This window comes from Sphingomonas sp. (assembly GCF_035317925.1).
Taxonomy (GTDB): Bacteria; Pseudomonadota; Alphaproteobacteria; order Sphingomonadales; family Sphingomonadaceae; genus Sphingomonas_I.
Genome location: NZ_DATHFV010000030.1, coordinates 1 through 22,109, shown reverse-complemented (window position 1 = coordinate 22,109; position 22,109 = coordinate 1). Strand labels below are relative to the sequence as shown.

22 protein-coding genes are annotated in these 22,109 nt (G+C 65.9%); 4 read left to right on the top strand and 18 right to left on the bottom strand.

All coding sequences use genetic code 11. From position 1 onward, the window contains the following. The 8 genes from VK533_RS02200 to miaA form a co-directional block, all read right to left on the bottom strand. Window positions 1-774: an SDR family oxidoreductase gene (locus tag VK533_RS02200; protein WP_324374587.1), complete on the bottom strand. Its 774-nt coding sequence runs from the start codon at window positions 772-774 to the stop codon at window positions 1-3. Continuing rightward, window positions 761-2,203, bottom strand: coding sequence for an aldehyde dehydrogenase family protein (locus tag VK533_RS02195; RefSeq protein WP_324374586.1), 1,443 nt, complete (start codon window positions 2,201-2,203; stop codon window positions 761-763). The genes VK533_RS02200 and VK533_RS02195 overlap by 14 nt, the downstream gene beginning before the upstream one ends. 16 nt (window positions 2,204-2,219) lie before the next feature. Further along, window positions 2,220-3,344, bottom strand: a complete 1,125-nt coding sequence (locus VK533_RS02190; RefSeq protein WP_324374584.1) for a fumarylacetoacetate hydrolase family protein — start codon at window positions 3,342-3,344, stop codon at window positions 2,220-2,222. A gap of 112 nt (window positions 3,345-3,456) precedes the next feature. After that, entirely contained in the window at window positions 3,457-4,476 is a 1,020-nt protein-coding gene (gene ilvC, locus VK533_RS02185; protein ID WP_324374583.1) for a ketol-acid reductoisomerase, read from the bottom strand. A gap of 31 nt (window positions 4,477-4,507) precedes the next feature. Further along, window positions 4,508-5,023 carry an acetolactate synthase small subunit gene (ilvN, locus tag VK533_RS02180; protein WP_324374581.1) on the bottom strand — a complete coding sequence of 172 codons (516 nt, stop codon included), beginning with the start codon at window positions 5,021-5,023 and terminating at the stop codon, window positions 4,508-4,510. 40 nt (window positions 5,024-5,063) lie between these two features. Further along, window positions 5,064-6,806: a biosynthetic-type acetolactate synthase large subunit gene (gene ilvB, locus VK533_RS02175; RefSeq protein ID WP_324374580.1), complete on the bottom strand. Its 1,743-nt coding sequence runs from the start codon at window positions 6,804-6,806 to the stop codon at window positions 5,064-5,066. 186 nt (window positions 6,807-6,992) lie between these two features. Then, a complete protein-coding gene (locus VK533_RS02170) occupies window positions 6,993-8,195 on the bottom strand; it encodes a collagen-binding domain-containing protein (protein ID WP_324374578.1) in 1,203 nt (400 codons plus the stop codon). Between the two features lie 95 nt (window positions 8,196-8,290). Next, window positions 8,291-9,199, bottom strand: coding sequence for a tRNA (adenosine(37)-N6)-dimethylallyltransferase MiaA (gene miaA / locus VK533_RS02165; RefSeq protein ID WP_324374576.1), 909 nt, complete (start codon window positions 9,197-9,199; stop codon window positions 8,291-8,293). On the opposite strand from miaA, the gene serB reads away from it, so the two are divergent. Continuing rightward, window positions 9,192-10,076, top strand: a complete 885-nt coding sequence (serB, locus tag VK533_RS02160; protein ID WP_324374574.1) for a phosphoserine phosphatase SerB — start codon at window positions 9,192-9,194, stop codon at window positions 10,074-10,076. The genes miaA and serB overlap by 8 nt on opposite strands. Here serB and VK533_RS02155 read toward each other — a convergent pair whose 3' ends face one another. Genes VK533_RS02155 through VK533_RS02125 form a run of 7 tightly spaced genes read right to left on the bottom strand, consistent with a single transcriptional unit; the run spans window position 10,077 to window position 15,633 of the window. Next, the gene (locus VK533_RS02155) at window positions 10,077-11,003 is read right to left on the bottom strand and encodes an SPOR domain-containing protein (RefSeq protein WP_324374573.1); all 927 of its coding nucleotides are present in this window, start codon (window positions 11,001-11,003) and stop codon (window positions 10,077-10,079) included. Between the two features lie 11 nt (window positions 11,004-11,014). Further along, the gene (locus tag VK533_RS02150) at window positions 11,015-12,238 is read right to left on the bottom strand and encodes a dihydroorotase (RefSeq protein WP_324374571.1); all 1,224 of its coding nucleotides are present in this window, start codon (window positions 12,236-12,238) and stop codon (window positions 11,015-11,017) included. Continuing rightward, on the bottom strand, window positions 12,232-13,215 hold the full coding sequence (locus VK533_RS02145; protein ID WP_324374569.1) for an aspartate carbamoyltransferase catalytic subunit: 984 nt from the start codon (window positions 13,213-13,215) through the stop codon (window positions 12,232-12,234). Before VK533_RS02145 ends, VK533_RS02150 begins: the two co-directional genes overlap by 7 nt. Before the next feature lie 44 nt (window positions 13,216-13,259). Next, the gene (locus VK533_RS02140; RefSeq protein ID WP_324374567.1) at window positions 13,260-13,640 is read right to left on the bottom strand and encodes a hypothetical protein; all 381 of its coding nucleotides are present in this window, start codon (window positions 13,638-13,640) and stop codon (window positions 13,260-13,262) included. A 2-nt stretch (window positions 13,641-13,642) separates the two neighbouring features. Then, window positions 13,643-14,035 carry a hypothetical protein gene (locus tag VK533_RS02135; RefSeq protein WP_324374566.1) on the bottom strand — a complete coding sequence of 131 codons (393 nt, stop codon included), beginning with the start codon at window positions 14,033-14,035 and terminating at the stop codon, window positions 13,643-13,645. Window positions 14,036-14,047: 12 nt separating this feature from the next. Continuing rightward, a complete protein-coding gene (gene ruvX, locus VK533_RS02130) occupies window positions 14,048-14,521 on the bottom strand; it encodes a Holliday junction resolvase RuvX (protein WP_324374564.1) in 474 nt (157 codons plus the stop codon). Then, entirely contained in the window at window positions 14,518-15,633 is a 1,116-nt protein-coding gene (locus VK533_RS02125) for a DUF3089 domain-containing protein (RefSeq protein ID WP_324374607.1), read from the bottom strand. Before VK533_RS02125 ends, ruvX begins: the two co-directional genes overlap by 4 nt. Before the next feature lie 75 nt (window positions 15,634-15,708). On the opposite strand from VK533_RS02125, the gene gatC reads away from it, so the two are divergent. Continuing rightward, on the top strand, window positions 15,709-15,996 hold the full coding sequence (gatC, locus tag VK533_RS02120; RefSeq protein WP_324374562.1) for an Asp-tRNA(Asn)/Glu-tRNA(Gln) amidotransferase subunit GatC: 288 nt from the start codon (window positions 15,709-15,711) through the stop codon (window positions 15,994-15,996). Beyond that, complete coding sequence (gatA, locus tag VK533_RS02115) at window positions 15,996-17,477, top strand: Asp-tRNA(Asn)/Glu-tRNA(Gln) amidotransferase subunit GatA (protein WP_324374561.1); 1,482 nt, start codon at window positions 15,996-15,998, stop codon at window positions 17,475-17,477. The genes gatC and gatA overlap by 1 nt, the downstream gene beginning before the upstream one ends. A gap of 99 nt (window positions 17,478-17,576) precedes the next feature. Here the strand turns inward: gatA and VK533_RS02110 are convergent, their stop codons facing one another. Together VK533_RS02110 and VK533_RS02105 are read right to left on the bottom strand one after the other, a co-directional pair. Next, complete coding sequence (locus VK533_RS02110; protein WP_324374559.1) at window positions 17,577-18,182, bottom strand: serine O-acetyltransferase; 606 nt, start codon at window positions 18,180-18,182, stop codon at window positions 17,577-17,579. Continuing rightward, window positions 18,179-19,195 (bottom strand): glycosyltransferase family 2 protein, encoded by a 1,017-nt coding sequence (locus VK533_RS02105; RefSeq protein ID WP_324374557.1) that lies wholly within the window; start codon window positions 19,193-19,195, stop codon window positions 18,179-18,181. The genes VK533_RS02110 and VK533_RS02105 overlap by 4 nt, the downstream gene beginning before the upstream one ends. Window positions 19,196-19,289: 94 nt before the next feature. Between VK533_RS02105 and gatB the strand changes: the two genes are divergently transcribed. Then, window positions 19,290-20,771 carry an Asp-tRNA(Asn)/Glu-tRNA(Gln) amidotransferase subunit GatB gene (gene gatB, locus VK533_RS02100; protein WP_324374555.1) on the top strand — a complete coding sequence of 494 codons (1,482 nt, stop codon included), beginning with the start codon at window positions 19,290-19,292 and terminating at the stop codon, window positions 20,769-20,771. Window positions 20,772-20,869: 98 nt separating this feature from the next. On the opposite strand, the gene VK533_RS02095 is transcribed toward gatB, so the two are convergent. After that, a partial coding sequence (locus VK533_RS02095; RefSeq protein ID WP_324374553.1) for a hypothetical protein occupies window positions 20,870-22,109 on the bottom strand: 1,240 nt, incomplete at its 5' end.

The following is a 22,109-nucleotide window of genomic DNA, read 5'->3' as shown; positions in this document are numbered from 1 at the left end:
CTAGCGCCAGCCCGCGTCCACGAAATAATCATGCGCGGTGCACATGCGGGCATCGTCGGAGGCGAGGAACAGCACCATCGCGGCGATGTCCGCCGGCTGGATGCGTCCGTCGATGCATTGCGACTTCACGATCTCGGCCTCGCCTTCGGGCGTGTACCATTTCATCTGGCGTGGCGTCTGGACGTTGCCGGGGACGATCGTGTTGACGCGGATATTGTCGCGGCCGAGATCGCGCGCCAGCGCGCGCGTCATGCCTTCGATCGCGGCCTTGCACGTCTGGTAAAGCACCAGATCGGCCATGCCGAGATGCCAGCTGATCGATCCGAAATTGAGGATCACGCCCTTGCCCGCGCGCTTCATCGCGGGGACCACCGCCTGGGCCGCGAAGAATTGATGACGCAGATTCACGTTGAGGCGGTCGTTCCAATATTCGGGCGTGACCTCGGCAACGGTATGGCGATCGTCATTGGCGGCGTTGTTGACGAGGATGTCGACGCCGCCGAGCTTGTCCTCGAGTTCCGCGAGCACCGCCTTGAAAGCGTCGATGTCGGTGATGTCGCACTGGCGATAGATCGGCTTGTGCGGCGCGTCGCACAGCCGCTCGACCAGATCGCGCGACGCCTTGTCGGCGATGTCGACGAACGCGACGCGCGAACCCTGCAGCGCGAACGCCTCGACCAGCCCCTCGCCGATGCCGCTGCCGCCCCCGGTGATAAGGACGCGTTTGCCCTTGAGGCTGGGATAGATGGCGGTGTTGGGATCAATCGCCGACATAGACGGTCTTCATCTGGGTGTAGAACTCCACCGCGGCGAAGCCTTGTTCGCGCGCGCCATAGCTGGAGCCGCGGGATCCCCCGAACGGCACATGATAGTCGACGCCCGCGGTCGGCTGGTTGATCATCACCATGCCGGCGCGGACATTCTTCTTGAAGTGGCGGGCATATTTCTGACTGGTCGTGACGATGCCCGACGACAGGCCGAAATTGCCGCGATTGGCGAGCTCGAGCGCGTCCTCGTAGGACTTGGCGCGCACGGTCGAGACAACCGGTCCGAACACCTCTTCGTTGTTGATCCGCATATCCGGATTGGTGTCCGCGATTAGCGCGGGGCTCATATAATAGCCCGGCGTGTCGAGGCTGAGCCTGTCGCCGCCGGTGACGAGACGGCCGCCTTCGCTGGTCGCGATCTCGACGTAGCGAAGATTCTGCTCGAACTGCGTGTCCGACGAGGCCGGACCGACCTGGGTCGACGGATCGAGCGCGGCGCCGACCTTCAAGGCCTTGGCGCGCGCTGCGAGCGCTTCGACGAACTTGTCGTGGATGCCGTCCTGCACGATCACCTTGGAGGAGGCGGTGCAGCGCTGTCCGGTCTGGAAGAAACCGCCATCGAGCGCGATCGCGACCGCGCGGTCGAGATCGGCGTCGTCGAGCACGACGAGCGGGTTCTTGCCGCCCATTTCGAGCTGCACGCGCGCCTGGCGCGTCATCGCGGCGAGACCGACCTTGGCGCCGACGCCCTGGCTGCCGGTGAAGGATACGCCATTGACGTCGGGGTGCTCGACAATCGCCGAGCCGACGCCGCCCTGGCCGAGAACGAGATTGAAGATGCCCGGGGGTGCGTTGAGCGAGGCGGCGACCTCATGGATGATCTTGGCGAGCGCGTGCGCGATCGTCGGGGTCGGATTGGCGGGCTTGAGCACGACCGTGTTGCCGAAGGCCAAGGCCGGCGCGCTCTTCCACGCGGGGATCGCGATCGGGAAATTCCACGGCGTGATCAGGCCATAGACGCCGACCGCCTCGCGCCACACTTCGACATCGAGGCCGGGGCGGGTCGATTCGAGCGTCTGGCCATGGCGGCGCAACGCCTCGCCCGCGAAATATTTGAAGATACGCGCGGCGCGCATGACCTCGCCCATGCCCTCGGGCCGGGTCTTGCCTTCCTCGCGGCTGAGCAGTTCGCCGAGCTCGGCGGCGCGCGCCATGATCGTGTTGCCGACGCGATCGAGCAGGTCGGACCGCAATTCGGGCGAGCCCATCGACCAGGCGGGGAAAGCCGCCCGCGCGGCTGCGACCGCGGCATCGACCTCGGCCTTGCCGCCCGCCGGATAAGAGGAGACCACCTCGTCCGTGTTCGACGGGTTGATGCTGTTGAACGGCGTGTCGGCTTCGACTTCCTTGCCGCCGATGAAATGGGTGAGCTTCATACGTCCTTGCCTTAGTTTAGCGCGCGCCGAGAAGGCCGCGCGCAGCCAGATTATGCATCAGCCCGGATATGCCGAGCGTCCATGGTGCCGCCGATTTGGAATACGTCACGCGATTGACAAGCTTGCCGAGCTTGGGCGTCGAGATCGAAACCATGTCGCCGACCTTGTGAGTGAAGCCGCGGCCGGGATCGTCCCGATCCTGCGTCGGCGCGAACAGGGTGCCGAGGAACAATATATAGCCGTCGGGATAATGATGCTCGCTCATCGCCTGGGCGACGAGATCGGTCGGATCGCGGCTGATCTCGCGCATCGAGCTGTGGCCCTCGAGCACATAGCCGTCCTCGCCCTCGATCAGCAGATCGATCTCGGCGTTGCGCACATCGTCCATCGTGAAGCTCGCGTCGAACAGCCGCACGAACGGCCCGAGCGAGCAGGAGGCGTTATTATCCTTGGCCTTGCCGAGCAGCAACGCCGAGCGGCCTTCGAAATCGCGCAGGTTAACGTCGTTGCCGAGGCTCGCGCCGACCGGCTCGCCATGGCTGTCGGACAGGATCGCGATTTCGGGTTCGGGATTGTTCCAGCTCGAATCGGACCGCACGCCGATCTCGGCGCCCCAGCCGACGGTCGAAAGCACCGGCGACTTGGTGAAGATCTCCGCATCGGGGCCGATCGCGACCTCCAGATATTGCGACCACATGCCCTCGTCGATCAGTGCCTGCTTGAGCGCCATCGCCTCGGGCGAACCGGGCTTGAGCCCGCGAATGCCGCCGCCGATCCGGCCTTCGAGCATCGCGCGCACTTCGGCCGCCTTGCCGGCATCGCCGCGCGCGCGTTCTTCGATCACGCGCTCGACCGCCGACACCGCGAAGGTGACGCCGGCAGCCTTGACGCATTGCAGATCGACGGGGCTGAGCAGATGCGGCTTGAGGCCATCGAGATCGCCGAGCGCCGTGCCGGCCGACGCATCGAACGCGCGATCGGCGACGAGCTGCGCGGCGGTCGGGGCGACGCGGCTCATATCATGGAGCACGCCGCCTTTGAGCAGCACCGGAGACGGACCTTCCGCGGTCTCGATGCGACCGAGGAAAAGCCCGTTGCGCCAATCCTCGGCCAGCATAGTCGCCGGCTCGAAAGCCTTCATTCCCGCTCTCTCCTGCACGCGTTGCGGCCGCGCCTGAATGCGCACGGCTTGTTAGCGCTATCAGTTGCCGCGCAACGCGTATGAGTCAAGCCGGAGCTTGGGGTTCGGACCCTTAATTGCGCTCTTTGTCGACCAGCTTGTTCTTGCCGATCCACGGCATCATCGCGCGCAATTCGGCGCCGACCTTCTCGATGCCATGCTCGGCCTGGAGCTTGCGGCTGGCCTTCATTTCCGGATTGCCCATGCGGTTGTCCATGATGAAGCGCTGGACGAAACGGCCGCCCTGGATGTCGGCGAGCACACGCTTCATCTCGGCCTTGGTCTCATCGGTGATGATGCGCGGGCCGGTGTGATAGTCGCCATATTCGGCGGTGTTGCTGATCGAATAGCGCATGTTGGCGATGCCGCCTTCATACATCAGATCGACGATCAATTTCACCTCGTGGAGACATTCGAAATAGGCCATTTCCGGCGCGTAGCCGGCTTCGACCAAAGTTTCGAAACCCGCCATGATCAGGTGGGTGAGGCCGCCGCACAGGACCGCCTGCTCGCCGAACAGATCGGTCTCGCATTCTTCCTTGAAGCTGGTCTCGATCACGCCCGAGCGGCCGCCGCCGACGGCCGACGCGTAGGAGAGCGCCACGTCATGGGCATTGCCGCTCGCATCCTGATGGATCGCGATCAGGCACGGCACGCCGCCGCCCTTCACATATTCGCCGCGCACGGTGTGGCCGGGGCCCTTGGGCGCGATCATGAAGACGTCGATGCCGGCGGGCACTTCGATCAGGCCGAAGTGGATGTTGAGGCCATGGGCGAAGGCGATCGCGGCGCCGTCGCGGACATTGTCCTTGATATCCTTGTCCCAGATGCCGGCCTGGTGCTCGTCGGGCGCGAGGATCATGATGATGTCGGCCCATTTCGACGCCTCGGCGACGGGCATAACCTTGAAGCCGGCGCCTTCGGCCTTGGCGGCGCTGGCCGAGCCCGGACGCAGGCCGATCGCGACCTCCTTCACGCCCGAATCCCGCAGGTTCTGGGCGTGGGCGTGGCCCTGGCTGCCATAGCCGACGATCGCGACCTTCTTGCCCTTGATCAGGCCGATATCGGCGTCGGAATCGTAATAAACGCGCATTGAAATATGCCCCTTCGGTAGCGTGATTGGATCAGAAAGTGTTGTGGCCGCGGCTGATCGCGGCGACGCCGGTGCGCGCGACCTCGATCAGGCCGACCTCGCGCATCAGCTCGAGGAATTTGTCGATCTTGTCGGTGCCGCCGGTCACCTCGAACACGAAGCTGGAGATGGTCGCATCGACCACGCGCGCGCGATAGACTTCGGCGAGGCGCAGCGCCTCGATCCGATGATCGCCCGTGCCCGCGACCTTGACCAGGGCCAGCTCGCGTTCGACGTGCGCGCCCTCGGCGGTGAGATCGTGGACGCGATGCACCGGCGGCAGCCGATCCAGTTGCGCGATGATCTGGTCGATCATCGCCGGCGGGCCGGAGGTGACGATCGTGATGCGGCTGACGCTTTCGTCCTCAGTGACCTCGGCGACGGTCAAACTCTCGATATTGTAGCCGCGCCCGGCAAACATGCCGGCGATGCGCGCGAGGATGCCGGGCTCGTTGGCCACGGTCACGGAGAGCGTGTGACGCTCGCTGACTTCGGTACGGATATGCATGATTGGTCCTGAAAGTATCGGCGGTCGGCCCGGCGCCAGCTTACACCAGCGCCTTGGCCTCGTCGTCCATTTCGCCCGAGACCTCGTTGGCCTGCAGGATCATCTCGGTATGGGCCGCCCCTGACGGAATCATCGGGAAGCAGTTGGCGAGCTTGGCGACGCGGCAATCGACCATCACCGGGCCGTCATAGGCCAGCATTTCGGCGATGCCGTCGTCGAGCGCATCCGGCTTGTCGATCCGCATGCCCTTCCAGCCATAGGCTTCGGCCAGCCTGACGAAGTCGGGCAGCGCCTCCGAATAGGAGTGCGAATGGCGGCCCTGATAGGTCAGGTCCTGCCACTGGCGGACCATGCCCATATATTCGTTGTTGAGGATGAAGACCTTGACCGGCAACTCATATTGGGTCGCGGTCGACATCTCCTGGATGTTCATCTGGATCGAGGCTTCGCCGGCGATATCGATCACGAGCGCACCCGGATTGCCGATCTGCGCGCCGATCGCGGCGGGCAGGCCATAGCCCATCGTGCCGAGGCCGCCCGAGGTGAGCCACTTGTTGGGATCCTCGAAATCGAAATGCTGCGCGGCCCACATCTGGTGCTGGCCGACCTCGGTCGAGATGATCGGTGCACGATGCTTGGTCGCCTCCCACAGCCGCTTGATCGCGAGCTGGGGCATGATTTCCTTGGTCGAGTTGGGGAAATCGAGGCTGCGCCTGGCACGCCATTGCGTGATCTGGCCGAACCAGGCGGACAGATCGGCAGCCTGATGGCCGCGCGCCTTCCACACCTCCATCATCTTTTCCATCGCCCGGCCGACATCGCCAACGATGCCCAGCTCCGCCGACACGATCTTGTTGATCGAGGAGCGGTCGATATCGACGTGGATCTTGCGCGCGTGCGGGGCGAAGGCGTCGAGGCGGCCGGTGACGCGATCGTCGAAACGCGCGCCGAGCGCGACGATCAGGTCGGCCTTGTTCATCGCCATATTGGCTTCGTAGGTGCCGTGCATGCCGAGCATGCCGAGCCATAAAGGCGACGAGGCCGGCAGCGCGCCCAGCCCCATCAAAGTCGAGGTGACGGGGGCACCGGTCAGCTTCGCCAGCGCGCGCAGGGCCGCGCTCGCGGCCGGGCCGGAATTGATGATGCCGCCGCCGGTATAGAAGATCGGGCGTTCGGCCGCGGCGATCATCTCGACCGCGCTTTCGATCGCGCGTGCGTCGGGCTCGGTCTGGGGCTGATAGCCGACGCTGGTGCGCGGCTTGTTGGCCGCGGTCGCGGCGACCTGCACATCCTTGGGCAGATCGATCAGCACCGGGCCGGGACGGCCGGTGGTGGCGATGCGGAACGCCTCGCGGATCACGCCTTCCAGCTCGGCCGGATCCTTCACCAGATAATTCTGCTTGGTGCAGTGGCGGGTGATGCCGACCGTGTCGCATTCCTGAAACGCGTCCGAGCCGATCAGGGGCGTCGGCACCTGGCCGGTGATCACCACCATCGGGATCGAATCCATCAGCGCGTCGGTGATGCCGGTGACCGCGTTGGTCGCGCCCGGCCCCGAGGTCACCAGCACCACGCCGGGCTTGCCGGTCGAGCGCGCATAGCCTTCGGCCGCGTGCGCGGCGCCACCTTCCTGGCGGACGAGGATGTGGCGGATGCGGTCCTGCTTGAAGATCGCATCGTAAATCGGAAGCACCGCACCACCCGGATAGCCGAATACGACCTCGACACCGAGATCGGTCAAAGTCTCGATCAGGATGTCAGCGCCGGTGCGTTCGTGGGCCATGATGATGCTCGTTGTTGGAGGAACGGCGCGGGTAACCACGCCACAAGAGGGAGTCAACCAAGAATCGGTGTTTTATGTCTTAAAATACGCGATATCACGCAACTTTGTTACTCAACGGCGGGTTTTACAGACAAAAAGAAAGCCGCCCTAAGGCGGCTTTCTGGAAGCTCGTCGTTGGAGGTCTGATCAAGCCGCGGCCAGACGCTCCGTGCGACGCTGGCGACGAATAATCGAACCGAGGAAACCAAAGCCGAGCAGCATCGTCATCCAGCTCGCGGGCTCCGGCACGTCGCCGACCTGATGGCTGCCGCCGCCGCCCGTCGGGGGTGCGGTGACGAGGAAGCCGGTGCTGCCGCTGAAGGTGCCGAGATGGACCTCGCCCTGATAGTTGAAGACCTTGGCCACGATGCTGCCGTTCAGCTGCTGGTTGCCGGTGATCGTCGCCTTGGGCGCGAGGATCGACCCGTAGATGGCGGTGTTGACGTTGATCGTGGTCGCGTCGAGGAAATTGTAGATGATGTTGGTCTGATCGCTGCTCAGATAGGCGCCGGCCGCGTTGGCGCCGAAATTCACGGTCGTGCCGCTGACGTTGACGATCAGCGTCTTCACCGAAGCATATTGCGGCAGAAAGAAGGTACCGCTCGCCAGCTGGCTGGCCGTGATGTCGGCAACCGCGAAGCTGCTGCTGTTCGCCGCAGCCGAGAAATTGAACTGGATGCTGTTCTGGTTGCTGCTGTTCAGCGTCGCGTTCGGCGTCAGCGCGCCCAGGATCTGCGACAACATCGACATCTGATCCGTCAGCGCCGAGGTTTCGGTCGCGATCGCGGCCTTCAGGTCCTGCGTACCGCCGGCCTTCAGCTTCGTGTTCTGCTTGACGTAGGTCTGGTCCTGCGTCTGCACGCCCGACGCCGACACGCCGTAGGTCGCGGTCTTCTTGCTGTTGGGGTTGAAGTTCTGGGCATTAAATGTGCCGCCCACTTCCACCGTTGCGGTGGCGGCGCCGTTATTCACGTTGATCGTGCCGGTCGAATTGCCGCCGACCGCGACATCCACGTTGCTGACGCCGATGCCGTTATTCACATTGATGTTGCCGGTCATATTGCCGCCGACGGTCAGGGTGCGCGCGAGGGCGAAGGTCTTGGCCGACTTGCCAGGATGACCGACGCCGAACGTACCGCCACCGGAGAGGTTGCCGCCGATATAGGTTTTGCCCTCCACATCCGAGGATATGTTGGCGCTGCCGAACACGATCAGGTTCGTGGTCTGCATCGCCTGGATGGCTTCCTTCGCCTTCTTATACTGCGCCGCAGTGAAGGTAGAGGTAGCGCTCGCCGGCGCACACGTCGCCGCCGCCAGCAGAGCAGCCGTAAAGAAACTCAATTTACGCATCGATACCCCACGGCGCTAGAACAGGCGCGCATTCCCCAACTCAAGTTCGTTTCGCTAGTGCAAAAAAGTCAAAATGGCAAGGTCGTCAACGGGGGTTAACCCTCTTTATCGCCGGGCTGATCGGGCGCGGAATCAAGGCCTTGCACGAGCTGGTGGCGCAACCAAGTGCGCTGGCGCTTGGCATAACTGCGCGTCGCCTGCCGTATCGAAATGATAGCGTCATCCAGCGTGACTTTACCCGCAAGATATTGAAGTAGCTGGCTTACACCGATCGCGCGCATCACCGGAAGCGCGGGATCGAGCCGGCGGTCGCGTAGTGCGGCCACTTCATCGACGGCACCGGCCGCGATCATCTGATCGACCCTGGAGTCACAGCGGGCGTAAAGCTCCGGGACGGAAGTTACAATTGTTTCCAAGTCGATCCGAACAGTGTCGGCGATCCCGCCGACGCGTGATTCGCGCCAGACGCCGATCGGCCGGCCGGTGGCGCGAATCACCTCCAGCGCGCGATGCAGCCGCGCGGTGTCATTGGGATGCAGCCGCGCCGCCGCCACCGGATCTTCCTTCGCAAGTGCAGCATGGGCTGGCCCGGCCGCCAGCGCCCGCACGGCGGCGCGAACGCCGGGGTCGATTTCGGGCACCGGCGCGATGCCCAGGAGCAACGTGCGAATATAGAGGCCGGTACCGCCCACCAGGATCGGCAAGCGCCCGCCGGCCAGCGTCTCGGCAATCGCCGCCTTGGCCTCTTCCGCCCAGTCCGCCGCCGAGCAGGGAAAGGCGCCATCGCGATGGCCGAACAGGCGATGCGGCGCGCGCGCCTCCTCCGCCGCCGTCGGCCGCGCGCTGAGGATGCGCAGATCGCGATAGACCTGGCTCGCATCGGCATTGATGATCGTGCCGCCGGTCTGCTCGGCCAGCGCCAGCGCGCGCGCCGACTTGCCGCTGGCGGTCGGCCCTGCGATGAGCGCGAGCCTTGGGCGATCCGAAGGGTAAGACGTGGACATTGCGACGCTGATAGCATCGAACGGAGGCCTGTCCCGCGCCGATCTGGATACGGCGCGCGATGCGCTGGCGGGCGTCGGCGCGATGCCGGGCGCGGTCGCCTGGATCGACGAGGGCGTCGCCGCCGACCTGCCGTTCGGGCGGACCGACCGCGCGAGCGCGCGCGCCGCGCTGGAAGGGCTGTTGCCGGGGATCGACGTGGTGGTCCAGCCCGCCGCCGGCCGTGCCAAGAAACTGCTCGTCGCCGACATGGATTCGACGATGATCACGATCGAATGCATTGACGAGCTCGCCGATTATGCCGGGATCAAGCCCCAGATCGCCGCGGTGACCGAACGCGCGATGCGGGGCGAACTGGATTTCGAGGCGGCGCTGGATGCGCGCGTCGCGTTGCTCAAGGGGCTCGAGGAAAGCGCGATCGACCGCTGCCATGCCGAACGCGTGGTGCTGATGCCGGGCGCCCGCGCGCTGATCCGTACGATGAAGATGCATGGCGCACGAACCGTTCTGGTTTCAGGGGGCTTTACGGTTTTTGCCGATAAGGTTGCGGAGGCAATCGGGTTCGATCGGGCGCTATCCAACCGGCTCGGCCTCGCCGACGGCATGCTCGACGGCACCGTCGCGCGCCCGATCGTGGGTGCGGCGACCAAGCGCGAGACGCTGATCGCCGAACGCGACGCGCTCGGCCTTTCGCGCGAACAGACGCTCGCGGTGGGCGATGGCGCCAACGATATACCGATGATCGAGGAAGCGGGCCTGGGCATCGCCTATCACGCCAAGCCCACGACCGCCGCCGCCGCCGATGCGCGGATCGCGCATGGCGACCTGACTGCCCTGCTCTACGCGCAGGGCTATAAGCGCGCCGATTGGGCGGACTGACTAAGGCGCGATCACCAGGCAGTCGCCGCCCGCGGCGACCACTTTCTTGCACAACACCTGCGCCTCGGTCTTGCTCGCGATATTGCCCGCCTGGAGCCGCTGCACCGATCCCGCCGCGACGATATGCTGATCGTAGGCACCGAGGGCGGAGACCTTGGCCGAAAGCGTTTTCCAGCGATCGCGGGCGCGGTCGGCCGATCCGAACGCGCCGAGCTGCACCTTCCACGATCCGCCGGGCGCGGCTTCCGGCGCGGCCGCCGTTGCTACCGTTGCCGCCACGACCTTGGCGGGTGTTTTAGGCGGCGTCTTGGGGGCCTTGGCCGGCTTCGCGGGCTTGGCCGTCGCGTCGGCGCTCTGCACAGGCGCGGGGGGCGCCTTGGCGGCCGGCGCGCTTGCCCCGGAATCGGCTTGCCCGCCGCTGCGCACGCTCGGCAGGGTAGCGAGGATCTGATCCGCCTTCGCCTTGTCCTGGGGCAGCAGATAATGATCCATCAGCTCCAGATTCTTCTGCGCGGCGGCCAGGCCGGCCGCGGCGGCGCGCATCGTCTGGGCGTAGGCGAGCGGCCAGTCGCGCGACGCATAGTCGCCGTTGAAATGCGCGGTGCCGAGCAGATAGAAAGCGCGCGCCTCGCCCCGGGCGGCGGCCTTCTCGATATAGGGCATCGCCTCGCGCCGGTCGCCGTGGGCGAACAAGGCGAAGCCAAGTTCCTCGCTCGCGCGGATATGGCCGGCGACGGTTGCGCGCCGATACCACATGATCGCGCTTTCCGGATCGGGAGCAACGCCCCGCCCCGCGCGATAGGCTTCGCCAAGCTGAAATTCGGCCTCGGCATCGCCGGCCTGCGCCCTGGCCTGGAGGCCCTGAATATCGGGCGCGGCGCTGACAGTCGTGACCGCCAGGGTTCCGACCGCCACAAGCAAAGCCAACGCCACAGCCTTCATAGAATCGGCAAACCTCCCTTGATCGTCCGCACCACCCGGCCCTGAACCGGAAGCCCGTCGAACGGCGTATTTCCGGCCGTGGCCGCCATCCTATCCGATTCGATTCGCCAGGGCGCTTCGGAATCGAGGATCAGCAGATCGGCTTCTTCTCCGACCGACAACGCACCACCGGGCAAATCGAACAAACGCGCCGGCGCACCGGCGAGCAGATCGAACAGACGCGCGAACCCGATCTGTCCGTCGCGGACCAGCGCCAGGCTCAGCGCAAGCAAAGTCTCCGCGCCGGCCATGCCCGCCTCGGCGTCGGCGAAGGGCAGACGCTTGGCTTCGGGGCCGTGCGGATCGTGGCCCGAACAGATCAGGTCGATCGTGCCGTCGGCAACGGCGGCGAGGCAGGCCTGACGGTCGGCTTCGTCGCGCAGCGGCGGCGACAGGCGGGCGAAGGTGCGGAAACCCGTAACCGCGCTGTCGGCAAGGAACAGGTGCGCGGGCGTGATGCCGCAGCTGACCGGCAGCCCCTTGCGCTTGGCGTCACGGATCAGATCGAGCGCACGCGCGGTGGTCACCTGACGGAAATGGATCGGCGCGCCGGTCGCCTCCACCAGCAGCAGATCGCGGGCGACCGCGAGCGCTTCAGCCTCGGCGGGGGCGCCGGCGAGGCCGAGCCGGGTCGCGGTTTCGCCATCGGTCATCACCGCCTGGCCGGCGAGGCCGCCATCCTCGGCATGGACGACGGTGCGCAAGCCGAGCGCGCCCGCATAATTGAGCAGCCGGTACATCACGCCCGAATCCGCGATCCACGCCCGACCGACGCCTACGCCGCAAGCGCCGCCTTCGCGCATCAGGCCGATCTCGGCGAGCTCGGCGCCGGCCAGGCCACGCGTCGCGGCGGCGAGCGGGTGGACCCAGACCTTGGGCTTGCCGGCGGCGGCGGCATGCTGGACCAAAGCGACCGTCTCGATCGGCTGGCTGCCGTCGGGCATCAATACCGCACGCGTGATCCCGCCCGCGACGAAGGCGGGCCGGTCGATCGCGAACACGCCGACGTCGATCAGGCCGGGCGCGATCAGCGCGCCTCTGGCCTCGATCCGCTCGGCATCGGCAGGCAGGTCGAACGTGCCGACCGCGGCAATGCGGCCGTCGCGGATCAGCACGCCGCCATTGATCAGGCCCTCGGGCGTGACCACGCGGCCGCCGGTGATGGCGAGCGCGCTCACCATCCCGCGACTCCACGGCGCGCGCGCGTCAGCACGTCGAGGCAGGCCATACGCACCGCGACGCCCATCTCGACCTGTTCGGTAATGGCCGAACGTTCGAGATCGTCGGCAACGTTGCTCGCGATCTCGACGCCGCGATTCATCGGACCGGGATGCATCACCAAAGCGTCGGGCGCGGCCTTGGCGAGGCGATCATAAGTGAGGCCATAGAGCGCATGATATTCGCGCGGGGACGGCACGAAGCCGCCCGCCATCCGCTCGCGCTGGAGGCGGAGCATCATCACGACGTCGGCGCCGTCGAGGCCTGCGTCGAAATCGGTGAAGCGGGTCACGCCCATCCGCTCGATCGCGGGCGGCAGCAGGGTCGGCGGACCGACCACGCGGACGTCGGCGCCGAGCGCGGTCAGTGCCAATATGTTGGAGCGCGCGACGCGGCTGTGCAGCACATCGCCGCAGATCGCGACCACCAGCCCCTCGATCCGGCCCTTGCGGCGGCGGATGGTGAGCGCGTCGAGCAGGGCTTGCGTCGGATGCTCATGACGCCCGTCGCCCGCATTGAGCACGGGGCAGTCGACCTTGTCGGCGATCAGCTGGACCGCGCCCGAGGATTCGTGGCGGATCACGATCATGTCCGCGCGCATCGCGTTCAGCGTGATCGCGGTGTCGATCAAAGTCTCGCCCTTCTTCACGCTCGATTGGGCGACCGCCATATTGACCACGTCGGCGCCGAGCCGCTTGCCCGCGATCTCGAACGACAGAAGCGTGCGCGTCGAATTTTCGAAGAAGGCGTTGATCAAAGTCAGGCCGGCGAGGCGATCGTCATGCTTGGCGGTGCCGCGGTTAAGCTGGACCCATTGCTCGGCCTCGTCGAGCAGGAAGGCGATTTCGTGCGGCTGCAGCCCCGCTATTCCGGTCAGATGGCGATGCGGAAACGGGTGAACCTCGCGGCCATCGACAGAGCGTGTGGGCGGGTTCGACATTAAAGCCGTGCCCTACGCGCGCTCTGCCGTAAGCTCAAGGCCGGTCAGCCTGTTCGAGATCCGGTTTTCAGCCACAAAGTAGAGGGCTTCGACCAGAGCAAGACGAGCGCAACGATATTGAGCGCCGGGACGATCATGGAAATGCCCAGTTCGGACAGTGCGAAGACGGGCCCATCTTTTCTCGACAGGACCACCGCGCCGCCCACAAGGATGATCGCCAACCCCAGCCCATACCATGCGGTCAGGACGATCCGCCCTATCCGGCTGCGGCCGCGTGCGATCCAGAGAATGATTCCGCCGCCCAGCACCGCTCCGATGATGGAGCCCGACAAATAAAGGCCGTGGCTCCACGAACTCACGATATTGAGCACCAGAGCGATCAAACCGAGCGTTTCGAACCAGGCGATTTCGCGCGGCCGATCCATGATCAGGACGCGTCCGCCTGCTGCTGCAGCCACACCGACGCGGCGCGCGACCAGAGCAACACCAGAGCGGCGCAATTGAGCGCGAGCGTGACGAGGCTGAGCGCATGGACCACGGGGCTCATCATCACGACATGGCGGGTAAGCAGGATCATCGCATAGCCGGCCAGCCCGGCACCGATGCCGAAACCGAGCCAGATGGTGAGCACGACCCGTCCGATCGGGCTGCGCCAGCGCGCCACCCACAGGATCAGGCCGACCGCGATCGCCGCACCGACGGCGGTCGCGAGCAGGCCCTTTTTCGCGAAATCGAGCACGATCAAGGTCGAGCCGACATTGATCAGGCACGCCGCCAGAGCGAGCCCCGCGAAGCGATTTATCTCGCGCGGTCTGTCCATGACATTCCCCCCTTATTCCCCCAGACGTCCCGACGCCAAAGCGTCGATCGCCCCCTGCAGAATATAGGCCGCTGCCATCTTGTCCACGAGTTCGGCGCGGCGGGCGCGGCTGGCGTCGGCGGCGATCAAGGTGCGCGTCACCGCGGCGGTCGACCAGCGTTCGTCCCACAGCAGGATCGGCAGATCGAAATCGGCGAGATTGCGGGCGAAGGCGCGGACCGACTGGGTGCGCGGGCTATCGCTGCCGTCGAGACTGAGTGGCAGGCCGATCACCAGGCCCTTGACCTGATGCTTGGCGACGAACGCGCGCAGCAAGGCGCGGTCGACGCTGAACTTGACGCGGCGGATCGTTTCGGCGGGGCTGGCGATGGTCCACATCGCGTCGCACATGGCGATGCCGATCGTCTTGGTGCCGACATCAAGCGCCGCCAGCCGTCCGCCATAAGGCAGAGCGGCGGCGAATTCGGAAGGATCGCTGCCGATCATGTGCCGCGGAAGGTCTTGAGCCGCGCCGCGGCATCGGCGCGGATATTGGCCCAGAACAAGGCATAGTCGAACACATGGTAGTTGTTGCCGGGCAGCACATAATTGCCGAACCCGGCCGGCTCCGGCCCGATCAGCAATATCCCCGCCGGCGTGCAGCGTGCCGGCACCAGACCGCTCGCGAGATCGGCGCCGGTCATGCCCGGCTGGGGCACGAGCGCGCCGCGATTGGCGGATGCGGGCGCGGCGGCACCGGCCGTGCCGGTGATCGGAGTGACGCACAGCATCGCCGTATTCCGGCGCGCGATGCCGGTCGGCCCCTTGCTGCCGTCGAAATAGGTCTGGACCATGCGCGGATCGGCGGGATCGGCGAAGCTCTGCCAGCTCAGGATACAGCCCGCCTGCGCCGCCGCGGCGCAGCCCGGCAGGCCGAGCGCGGGCAGATCGGCGGTGAGCGATATCGGCCATCCGACCGCATAGACCGCGACGATCCGCCGCGCGACCGGCGTACCCGCGATCTTCTCGCGCAGCAGCCGCAGCAGATGGAGCGAGCCCTGGCTGTGGCCGGCGAGGATGATCGGCGTGTCGGCGGGGATGGCGGCGAGAAAGGCATCGAAGGCGCGCGCCACATCGCGATAGGCGAAATCGATCGCCTGGTCCGAACGCGGATCGGCGGCGGCGAGGAAGGCGCCGAGCGTCGCCTGACGATAGCGCGGTGCCCACACCTGGCCGACGCCGTTGAAGGCGCTCCCCTGGCTCTGCGCGAATTGCGCGAGGCGGGCATTGGCCTGCGCATCGTCGAGCGGCGCGTTCCAGTGGCCGCGATCGAGATAGGTGGTCGGCGCAACATAGAAGATCGCCGCCTGCGGCGGACCGTTCGCCGGAAAACGGGCGGGCAGCCAGCGCGACGGATCGTTCGGCAGATCGGGCCGCGCCAGCCATGCCTGGGGCTTGGCATAATCGGGCGCGGTCGAAGCCGGCATCGGCGCAAACGCACCGTTCGGCACGAACGCCATCCGCATCAACTGGTCCTGCATCAGGCTCCAGGCAAGGCCGATGCCGAGCACCAGCACGACCAGGAAAGCGATAATGTAGAGGAAGCGGCGCGCGAGCATCAAAGCGCGATAGGCGCTGGCGATAGGATGGCGCAACGCTTGAAGGCCGGCAGCCCGGCTGCTAGCCGCGCCAGCATGTCCGTAGATACAAACATAGTGCGCAAGATCGCGAGCCTCGCCCGCATCGCCGTTTCCGACGGCGAGGTCGAGGCGATGACCGGCGAATTGAACAACATCCTCGGCTGGGTCGAGCAGCTCGGCGAGGTCGATACCGATGGGATCGAGCCGCTCCACACGGTGATCCCCAACCAGTTGCGCCTGCGCGACGACGTCATCACCGACGGCAATATCCGCGACAAGGTGCTCGCCAACGCGCCCCAGGCCGAACATGGCTTCTTCGCCGTGCCCAAGGTGATCGAATAATGAGCGACCTGACCGACCTCGGCATCGCCCAGATCCGCGACGGCTTTCAGGCCGGCGACTTCACCGCGCGCGAAGTGGCGGAGGCGTTCAACGCCAATGTCGCGACCGCCAAAAGCCTGAACGCCTTCATCGTCGAGACGCCCGAGCATGCGCTCGCCGCCGCCGATGCCGCCGATCAGGAGCGCGAAGCCGGTGCGGTGCGGCCGCTGTCGGGCGTGCCGCTGGGGATCAAGGATCTGTTCTGCACCGAAGGCGTGCAGACAACGGCCGCGAGCCACATACTCGAAGGCTTCGTGCCGACCTATGAATCAACCGTCACCGAACGGCTGTTCGTCGCCGGCGCGGGCATGCTCGGCAAATTGAACATGGACCAGTTCGCGATGGGCTCGTCCAACGAGACCAGCCATTTCGGCAACGTCATTAGCCCCTGGCGGCGCAACGACGGCGGCAATGCGCCGCTCGCGCCGGGCGGATCGTCGGGCGGCAGTTCGGCGGCGGTGTCCGCGCGGCTCGCGCCGGGCGCGACCGGCACCGATACCGGCGGGTCGATCCGTCAGCCCGCCGCCTTCACCGGCATTTCGGGGATCAAGCCGACCTATGGCCGCTGCTCGCGCTGGGGCGTGGTGTCGTTCGCGTCCAGCCTCGACCAGGCGGGCGCGATGGCGCGCGACGTGCGCGACTGCACGATCATGCTGGAGGCGATGGCCGGCTTCGATCCGAAGGACGCGACTTCGCTCGACCTGCCCGTGCCCGAATGGGAAGCGGGCCTGTCGTCCGACCTGCGCGGCAAGACGATCGGCATTCCCAAGGAATATCGCGTCGACAATATGCCCAGGGAGATCGACGCGCTGTGGGAACGCGGCATCCAGCTGGTCAAGGATGCGGGCGCGAACGTGATCGAGGTGTCGCTGCCGCACACGAAATATGCGCTGCCGACCTATTACATCATCGCCCCGGCGGAGGCGTCTTCCAACCTCGCGCGCTATGACGGCGTGCGTTACGGCCTGCGCGATCTGCCCGACGGCGCCAATCTGCAGGACATGTATGCCGCGACCCGCGCCGACGGCTTCGGCGCGGAAGTGAAGCGCCGCATCCTGATCGGCACCTATGTGCTGTCGGCCGGCTTCTACGACGCGTATTTCACCAAGGCGCAGAAGGTGCGCGCCCTGATCGCGCGCGATTTCGCGCTGGCGTTCGAGAAATGCGATTTGCTGCTGACCCCGACCGCACCGTCGTCCGCCTTCGCGCTCGGCGAGAAATCGGACGATCCGCTGGCGATGTATCTGAACGACGTCTTCACCGTGCCGAGCTCGCTCGCGGGCCTGCCGGCGATGTCGGTGCCGGGCGGGCTGGATCAGGCCGGGCTACCCTTGGGGCTGCAGGTGATCGGAAGGCCGCTCGACGAGCAGGGCGTGCTGAATGCGTGCCTGGCGATCGAGGAGCGGGCCGGGTTCACGGCACGGCCGGGCGAGTGGTGGTAGCCACTAATCGTCACCCCGGACTTGTTCCGGGGTCCACCTCTGATCTTGGTGCTTGGGGCCAGGTGGATGCCGGAACAAGTCCGGCATGACGGGTCGGGCTTAGCGGATCGGCTTGATCACTGGCTTCGGCACGGTGACGATGCTGTTGACCGGCACGTCCTGCGCGAGCACCACGTTCGCGCCGATGGTGCAGCCTTCGCCGATCATGATCGGCCCGACGATCACCGCCCCCGCCCCGATCTGACAGCCCTTGCCGATGATCGGCTTGAGCCAGCGCGGATCGCCGTGCTGGCGCAGGCCGAAGGTCGTGTTCTGGCGGATATGGACGTCGTCGCCGATTTCGAGCGCCTCGAGCGTCATCCCGCCCTGGTGCCAGATGCGCACGCGCCGGCCGATCTTGACCGTGTAGGTAAGCTCGATCCCGCACAGCCACTGCACATGCTTGTTCAGAACCCGGTAGATCAAGGTCAGCGGCGCGCGGAGCAGACCGCTCTTCACGCCCATGCGCCAGTTGCCGAAGCGGTGGATCGCGATCGCCCAGAAGCCCTGCGACCAGAAATCGCGGCCATGGGTCGCGTAATCCTCGCGGATCAGCGCGCCGAACGAAATGTCGGGCGGGTTCCGGTTGAAACGGCCGAGATCGACATCGCTCCGCGGGCGCACCGCCGGATCGGCCGAGGGATGAGGCATCAGATCGGTCGTCATTCCTCCCCCGTCCCCATCAGCCGCGCGCGTTTGCGCGGATCGTACATGATCCCGCCCACTCCATAATAATGATACAGGAAGTCGCGCCAGAAATGGGGCGGGTCCTCGCTCTTGCGGCCCCGCGAGAGCGCGATCAGGCGGCCGACCGGATAGCCGATCAGCCACAGCAGATTGGCGATATGCGTCCAGATCAGGCCGTGCTGGCGCAGGAAGAAGCGGGCGCGCGACGCGAACCAGTAACGCGGGCGCGGCCGTTGCGCGCGCGCCTCGCCGGTGACGCCGGTCGCCTGGCCGCCGATATGGGTGACGCGGCTGGCCGGTACGGTCCAGCTTTCGAACCCGTCCTCGGCGGCGTGCGCGCAATAATCGGTTTCCTCGAAATAGAGAAAATACTCCTCATCCATCGGCCCGATCTGCTCGAGCACCGTGCCGCGCACCATCATGCTGGTGCCGCTGACCCAGTCGGTCTTCATCGGCGCATTGGGCTGCGGCGGCGCGATCACCGGATTGCCGAGCAGGCGCGTGATCGGGCCGAAATTGACCGCGGCGTTGAATTCGGAACGCGGCGACATGAAGCGGAACGCACTCGGCCAGATCGTGCCGTCGGGTTCGAGGCAGCGGCTGCCGGCGATGCCCGCTTGCGGATGGTCTTTCAGGAAATCGACCAGGGCGCCGAGCGCGCCTTCCTCGGCGATCGTGTCGGGGTTGAGCAGCCAGGCATATTCGGGAAGCGCGCCGGTTTCGTGCGCATACCAGGCGATGCCGACATTGTTGCCCGCCGCGAAGCCGCCGTTGCGCGTTTCGGCGAGCAAGGTGCACCAATCCTCGTAGCCGCGATCCGCGATGCCTTTGGCGATGATCTCCGCCGAGCCGTCGGCCGAGCCATTGTCAACGATCACGACGTGGCTATCAGCGCGCACGCGGACGTCGATCTCGAGCGCGCCGGCCGCGTCGAGCGCGAGCAAGGGCGTACGGTAATTGACGATCACCACGAGCACGGAAACAGGCTTCATGCCGCTATCGTCCCCGCCTCATCCACCAAGCGCAAGAGGCTTGCCCGTACAGAGGGGAATTGACAATGGCCCGCGCCTGATCGACCGGAAAACCATGACCGAGACTGTTTATCGTATCGAGGGCGCCACCGGCCCGTGGGAAGTCGTGATCGGGCTGGAGGTCCACGCCCAGGTCACGTCGAACGCCAAGCTCTTCTCCGGCGCGGCGACCGCGTTCGGCGCCGAGCCCAATACCCAGGTCAGCCTGGTCGACGCCGCCATGCCCGGCATGCTGCCCGTGCCCAACCGGGAGTGCATCCGCCAGGCAGTGCGCACCGGCATGGCAATCGGCGCGCAGATCAACCGCTGGAGCCAGTTCGACCGCAAGAATTACTTCTACGCCGATCTGCCGCAGGGCTATCAGATCAGCCAGCTCTACCATCCGCTGGTGGGCGAAGGCGCGATCGAGATCGAACCGGCCGAAGGCGAGACCAAAACGATCGGGATCGAACGGATCCATGTCGAACAGGACGCGGGCAAGCTGATGCATGATCAGCATCCGACGCGTTCCTATGTCGATTTGAACCGCTCGGGCGTCGCGCTGATGGAGATCGTGTCCAAGCCCGACATGCGTTCGCCCGCCGAAGCCGGCGCCTATCTGCGCAAGCTGCGCGCGATCCTGCGCTACGTCGGTTCGTGCGACGGCAATATGGAGCAGGGCTCGATGCGCGCCGACGTCAATGTCAGCGTGCGCAAGCCGGGCGGCGAACTGGGCACCCGCACCGAGACCAAGAACGTCAATTCGGTCCGCTTCGTGATGGCGACGGTCGAGGGCGAGGCGCGCCGTCAGATCGACGTGCTCGAAGCCGGCGGCAAGATCGTCCAGGAAACGCGCCTCTACGATCCGGACCGCAACGAGACGCGATCGATGCGCTCCAAGGAGGATGCGCACGATTATCGCTATTTCCCCGACCCGGACCTGCTGCCGTTGGTGCTGGAGGACGATTTCCTCGCGGAATGCGCGGGCAGCCTGCCCGAGCTGCCCGACGCCAAGCGCCAGCGCTATGAAGATGCGCTCGGCATTTCGGCGTATTCGGCAAGCGTGATCACCGCCGACGTCGAGACCGCGCGCTGGTTCGAGGCGTTGCTCGCCGCGACCGGCAAGCCCGAAACCGAAGTCGCCAAGCCCGCCGCCAACTGGCTGACGTCCGAATTGTTCGGCGCGTTGAACCGGCTGGGCAAGGATATCGCCGACAGTCCGGTGAGCCCGACGCAGGGCGCGGAGCTGATCGCGCTGGTTGCCGACGGCACGCTGTCGGGCACGCTTTCCAAGCAGGTGTTCGAGATCATGCTCGAAACCGGCGAGGATGCGGGCAAGATCGTCGAGGAGCGCGGGCTCAAGCAGACCAGCGACACCGGCGCGATCGAGGCCGAGATCGCCAGGGTGATGGACGCCAATGCCGACAAGGTCGCCGAATATCGCGGCGGCAAGGACAAATTGTTCGGCTTCTTCGTCGGTCAGACGATGAAGGCGATGGCGGGCAAGGCCAATCCGGCGGTGGTCAACGAACTGCTGAAGAAAGCGCTCGACGGCTAGAGCGGTTCGCGATCCGATTGCATCGGATCAACCGCTCTACGTTTTGTCTTACCGCGATTTCCGAGCCAGCAGGTGATTCCGCCTGCTTCGAAATCGCTCTAAGCTGCGGCATTTTCCGGATCGAGCGGTGCCCGCTTGCGGCTGCGCCGCGCCTCGAACCCGCGCACGCATTCGCCGATCGCGACGCCGACGACCAACGTGCCGAGGAACATGAAGATCGGATAGCGTCCGTGCAGCGGGCCATCGCTGATCGACACCACGATCCGGCTGGCCAGATAGATGTAGATGGTCGAACTCGCGATCAGGCGCACGCAAAAGGCAAGCGGGGTCGGTACGCGCACCCGCGGCAGGAACAGCAACGGGATCAGGCCGATCGTCAGCACGATCGGCCAGCTGCCCCAGCCGGCGGCCCAGCCGACCGTCGCCACCATCATCGCCGAGACGATCACCCGCTCCCACAAGCGCGGCAGCGCGGCGAGCGCCATGCCGCCGAAGGCAAGGAACAGGAACGCGTCGGGCGTGCGCGGCGGGAGATCGTATATCGGCCGCAGTTCGTTCACGACCAGACGCAGCACGATCGCCGCGACGACCAGCCCGATCAGGCTGGCCGAAGGGCGCTTTTCGACCGCATGCCGCAACGCCGGAATCGCGAACAGGGCCGCGATGATGATGGTCATCTGGATCAGCGCTTCGAAGAACCAATACATGTGAAGCGAGCCCGACGGCCCCGAGAAGAACACCCCGATCAGCGCGAAATTGCGCCAGTCGAAACCGTCCTTCAGCGAATAGAGGACCATCACCAGATAATAAGGCAGGATGTAGCGTACGAAGATCGACGGCACGACGTCGAACGGCCTGCGCGACAGCAGCGTCGGGCCGCGAAACCGGAACAGGTTGAGGCCGAAGATCAGCAACAGGATGCTGGACCCGCCCGCTAACGATATGCCCAAATGGTTGGGCCACCAGGCATGGCTCGCCGAAATGAGCGTGATCGCGAACGACCGCGCCAGCATTTCGCCTTCCACGGCCTTCATGCCGCGGCGCGGCCGCGTGGCGGCCGCGTTCTGCATGCGCTCTTCGAGCTCGCCGATGCTGATCGTTTCCCAGCCCGGCGGCAGTTCGCCGATCGCTTCCTCGATCAGGATCGTGGCCTGCACGTAGCTGAGCGAATCGCCGCTGAGCGACGCGAAGGATGCGTCGGCACCGATCGCATGGCGCGGCGAAAGCGATTGGTAGAAGGCGCGCAGCCGATCGGCGCTGACCGGCTGGGCCGCCTGCTCCCGCGCGATGCGTTCGGCATCAGCGGCGTAAAGTTCGCCGAGCGCCTTGCGGCGGATC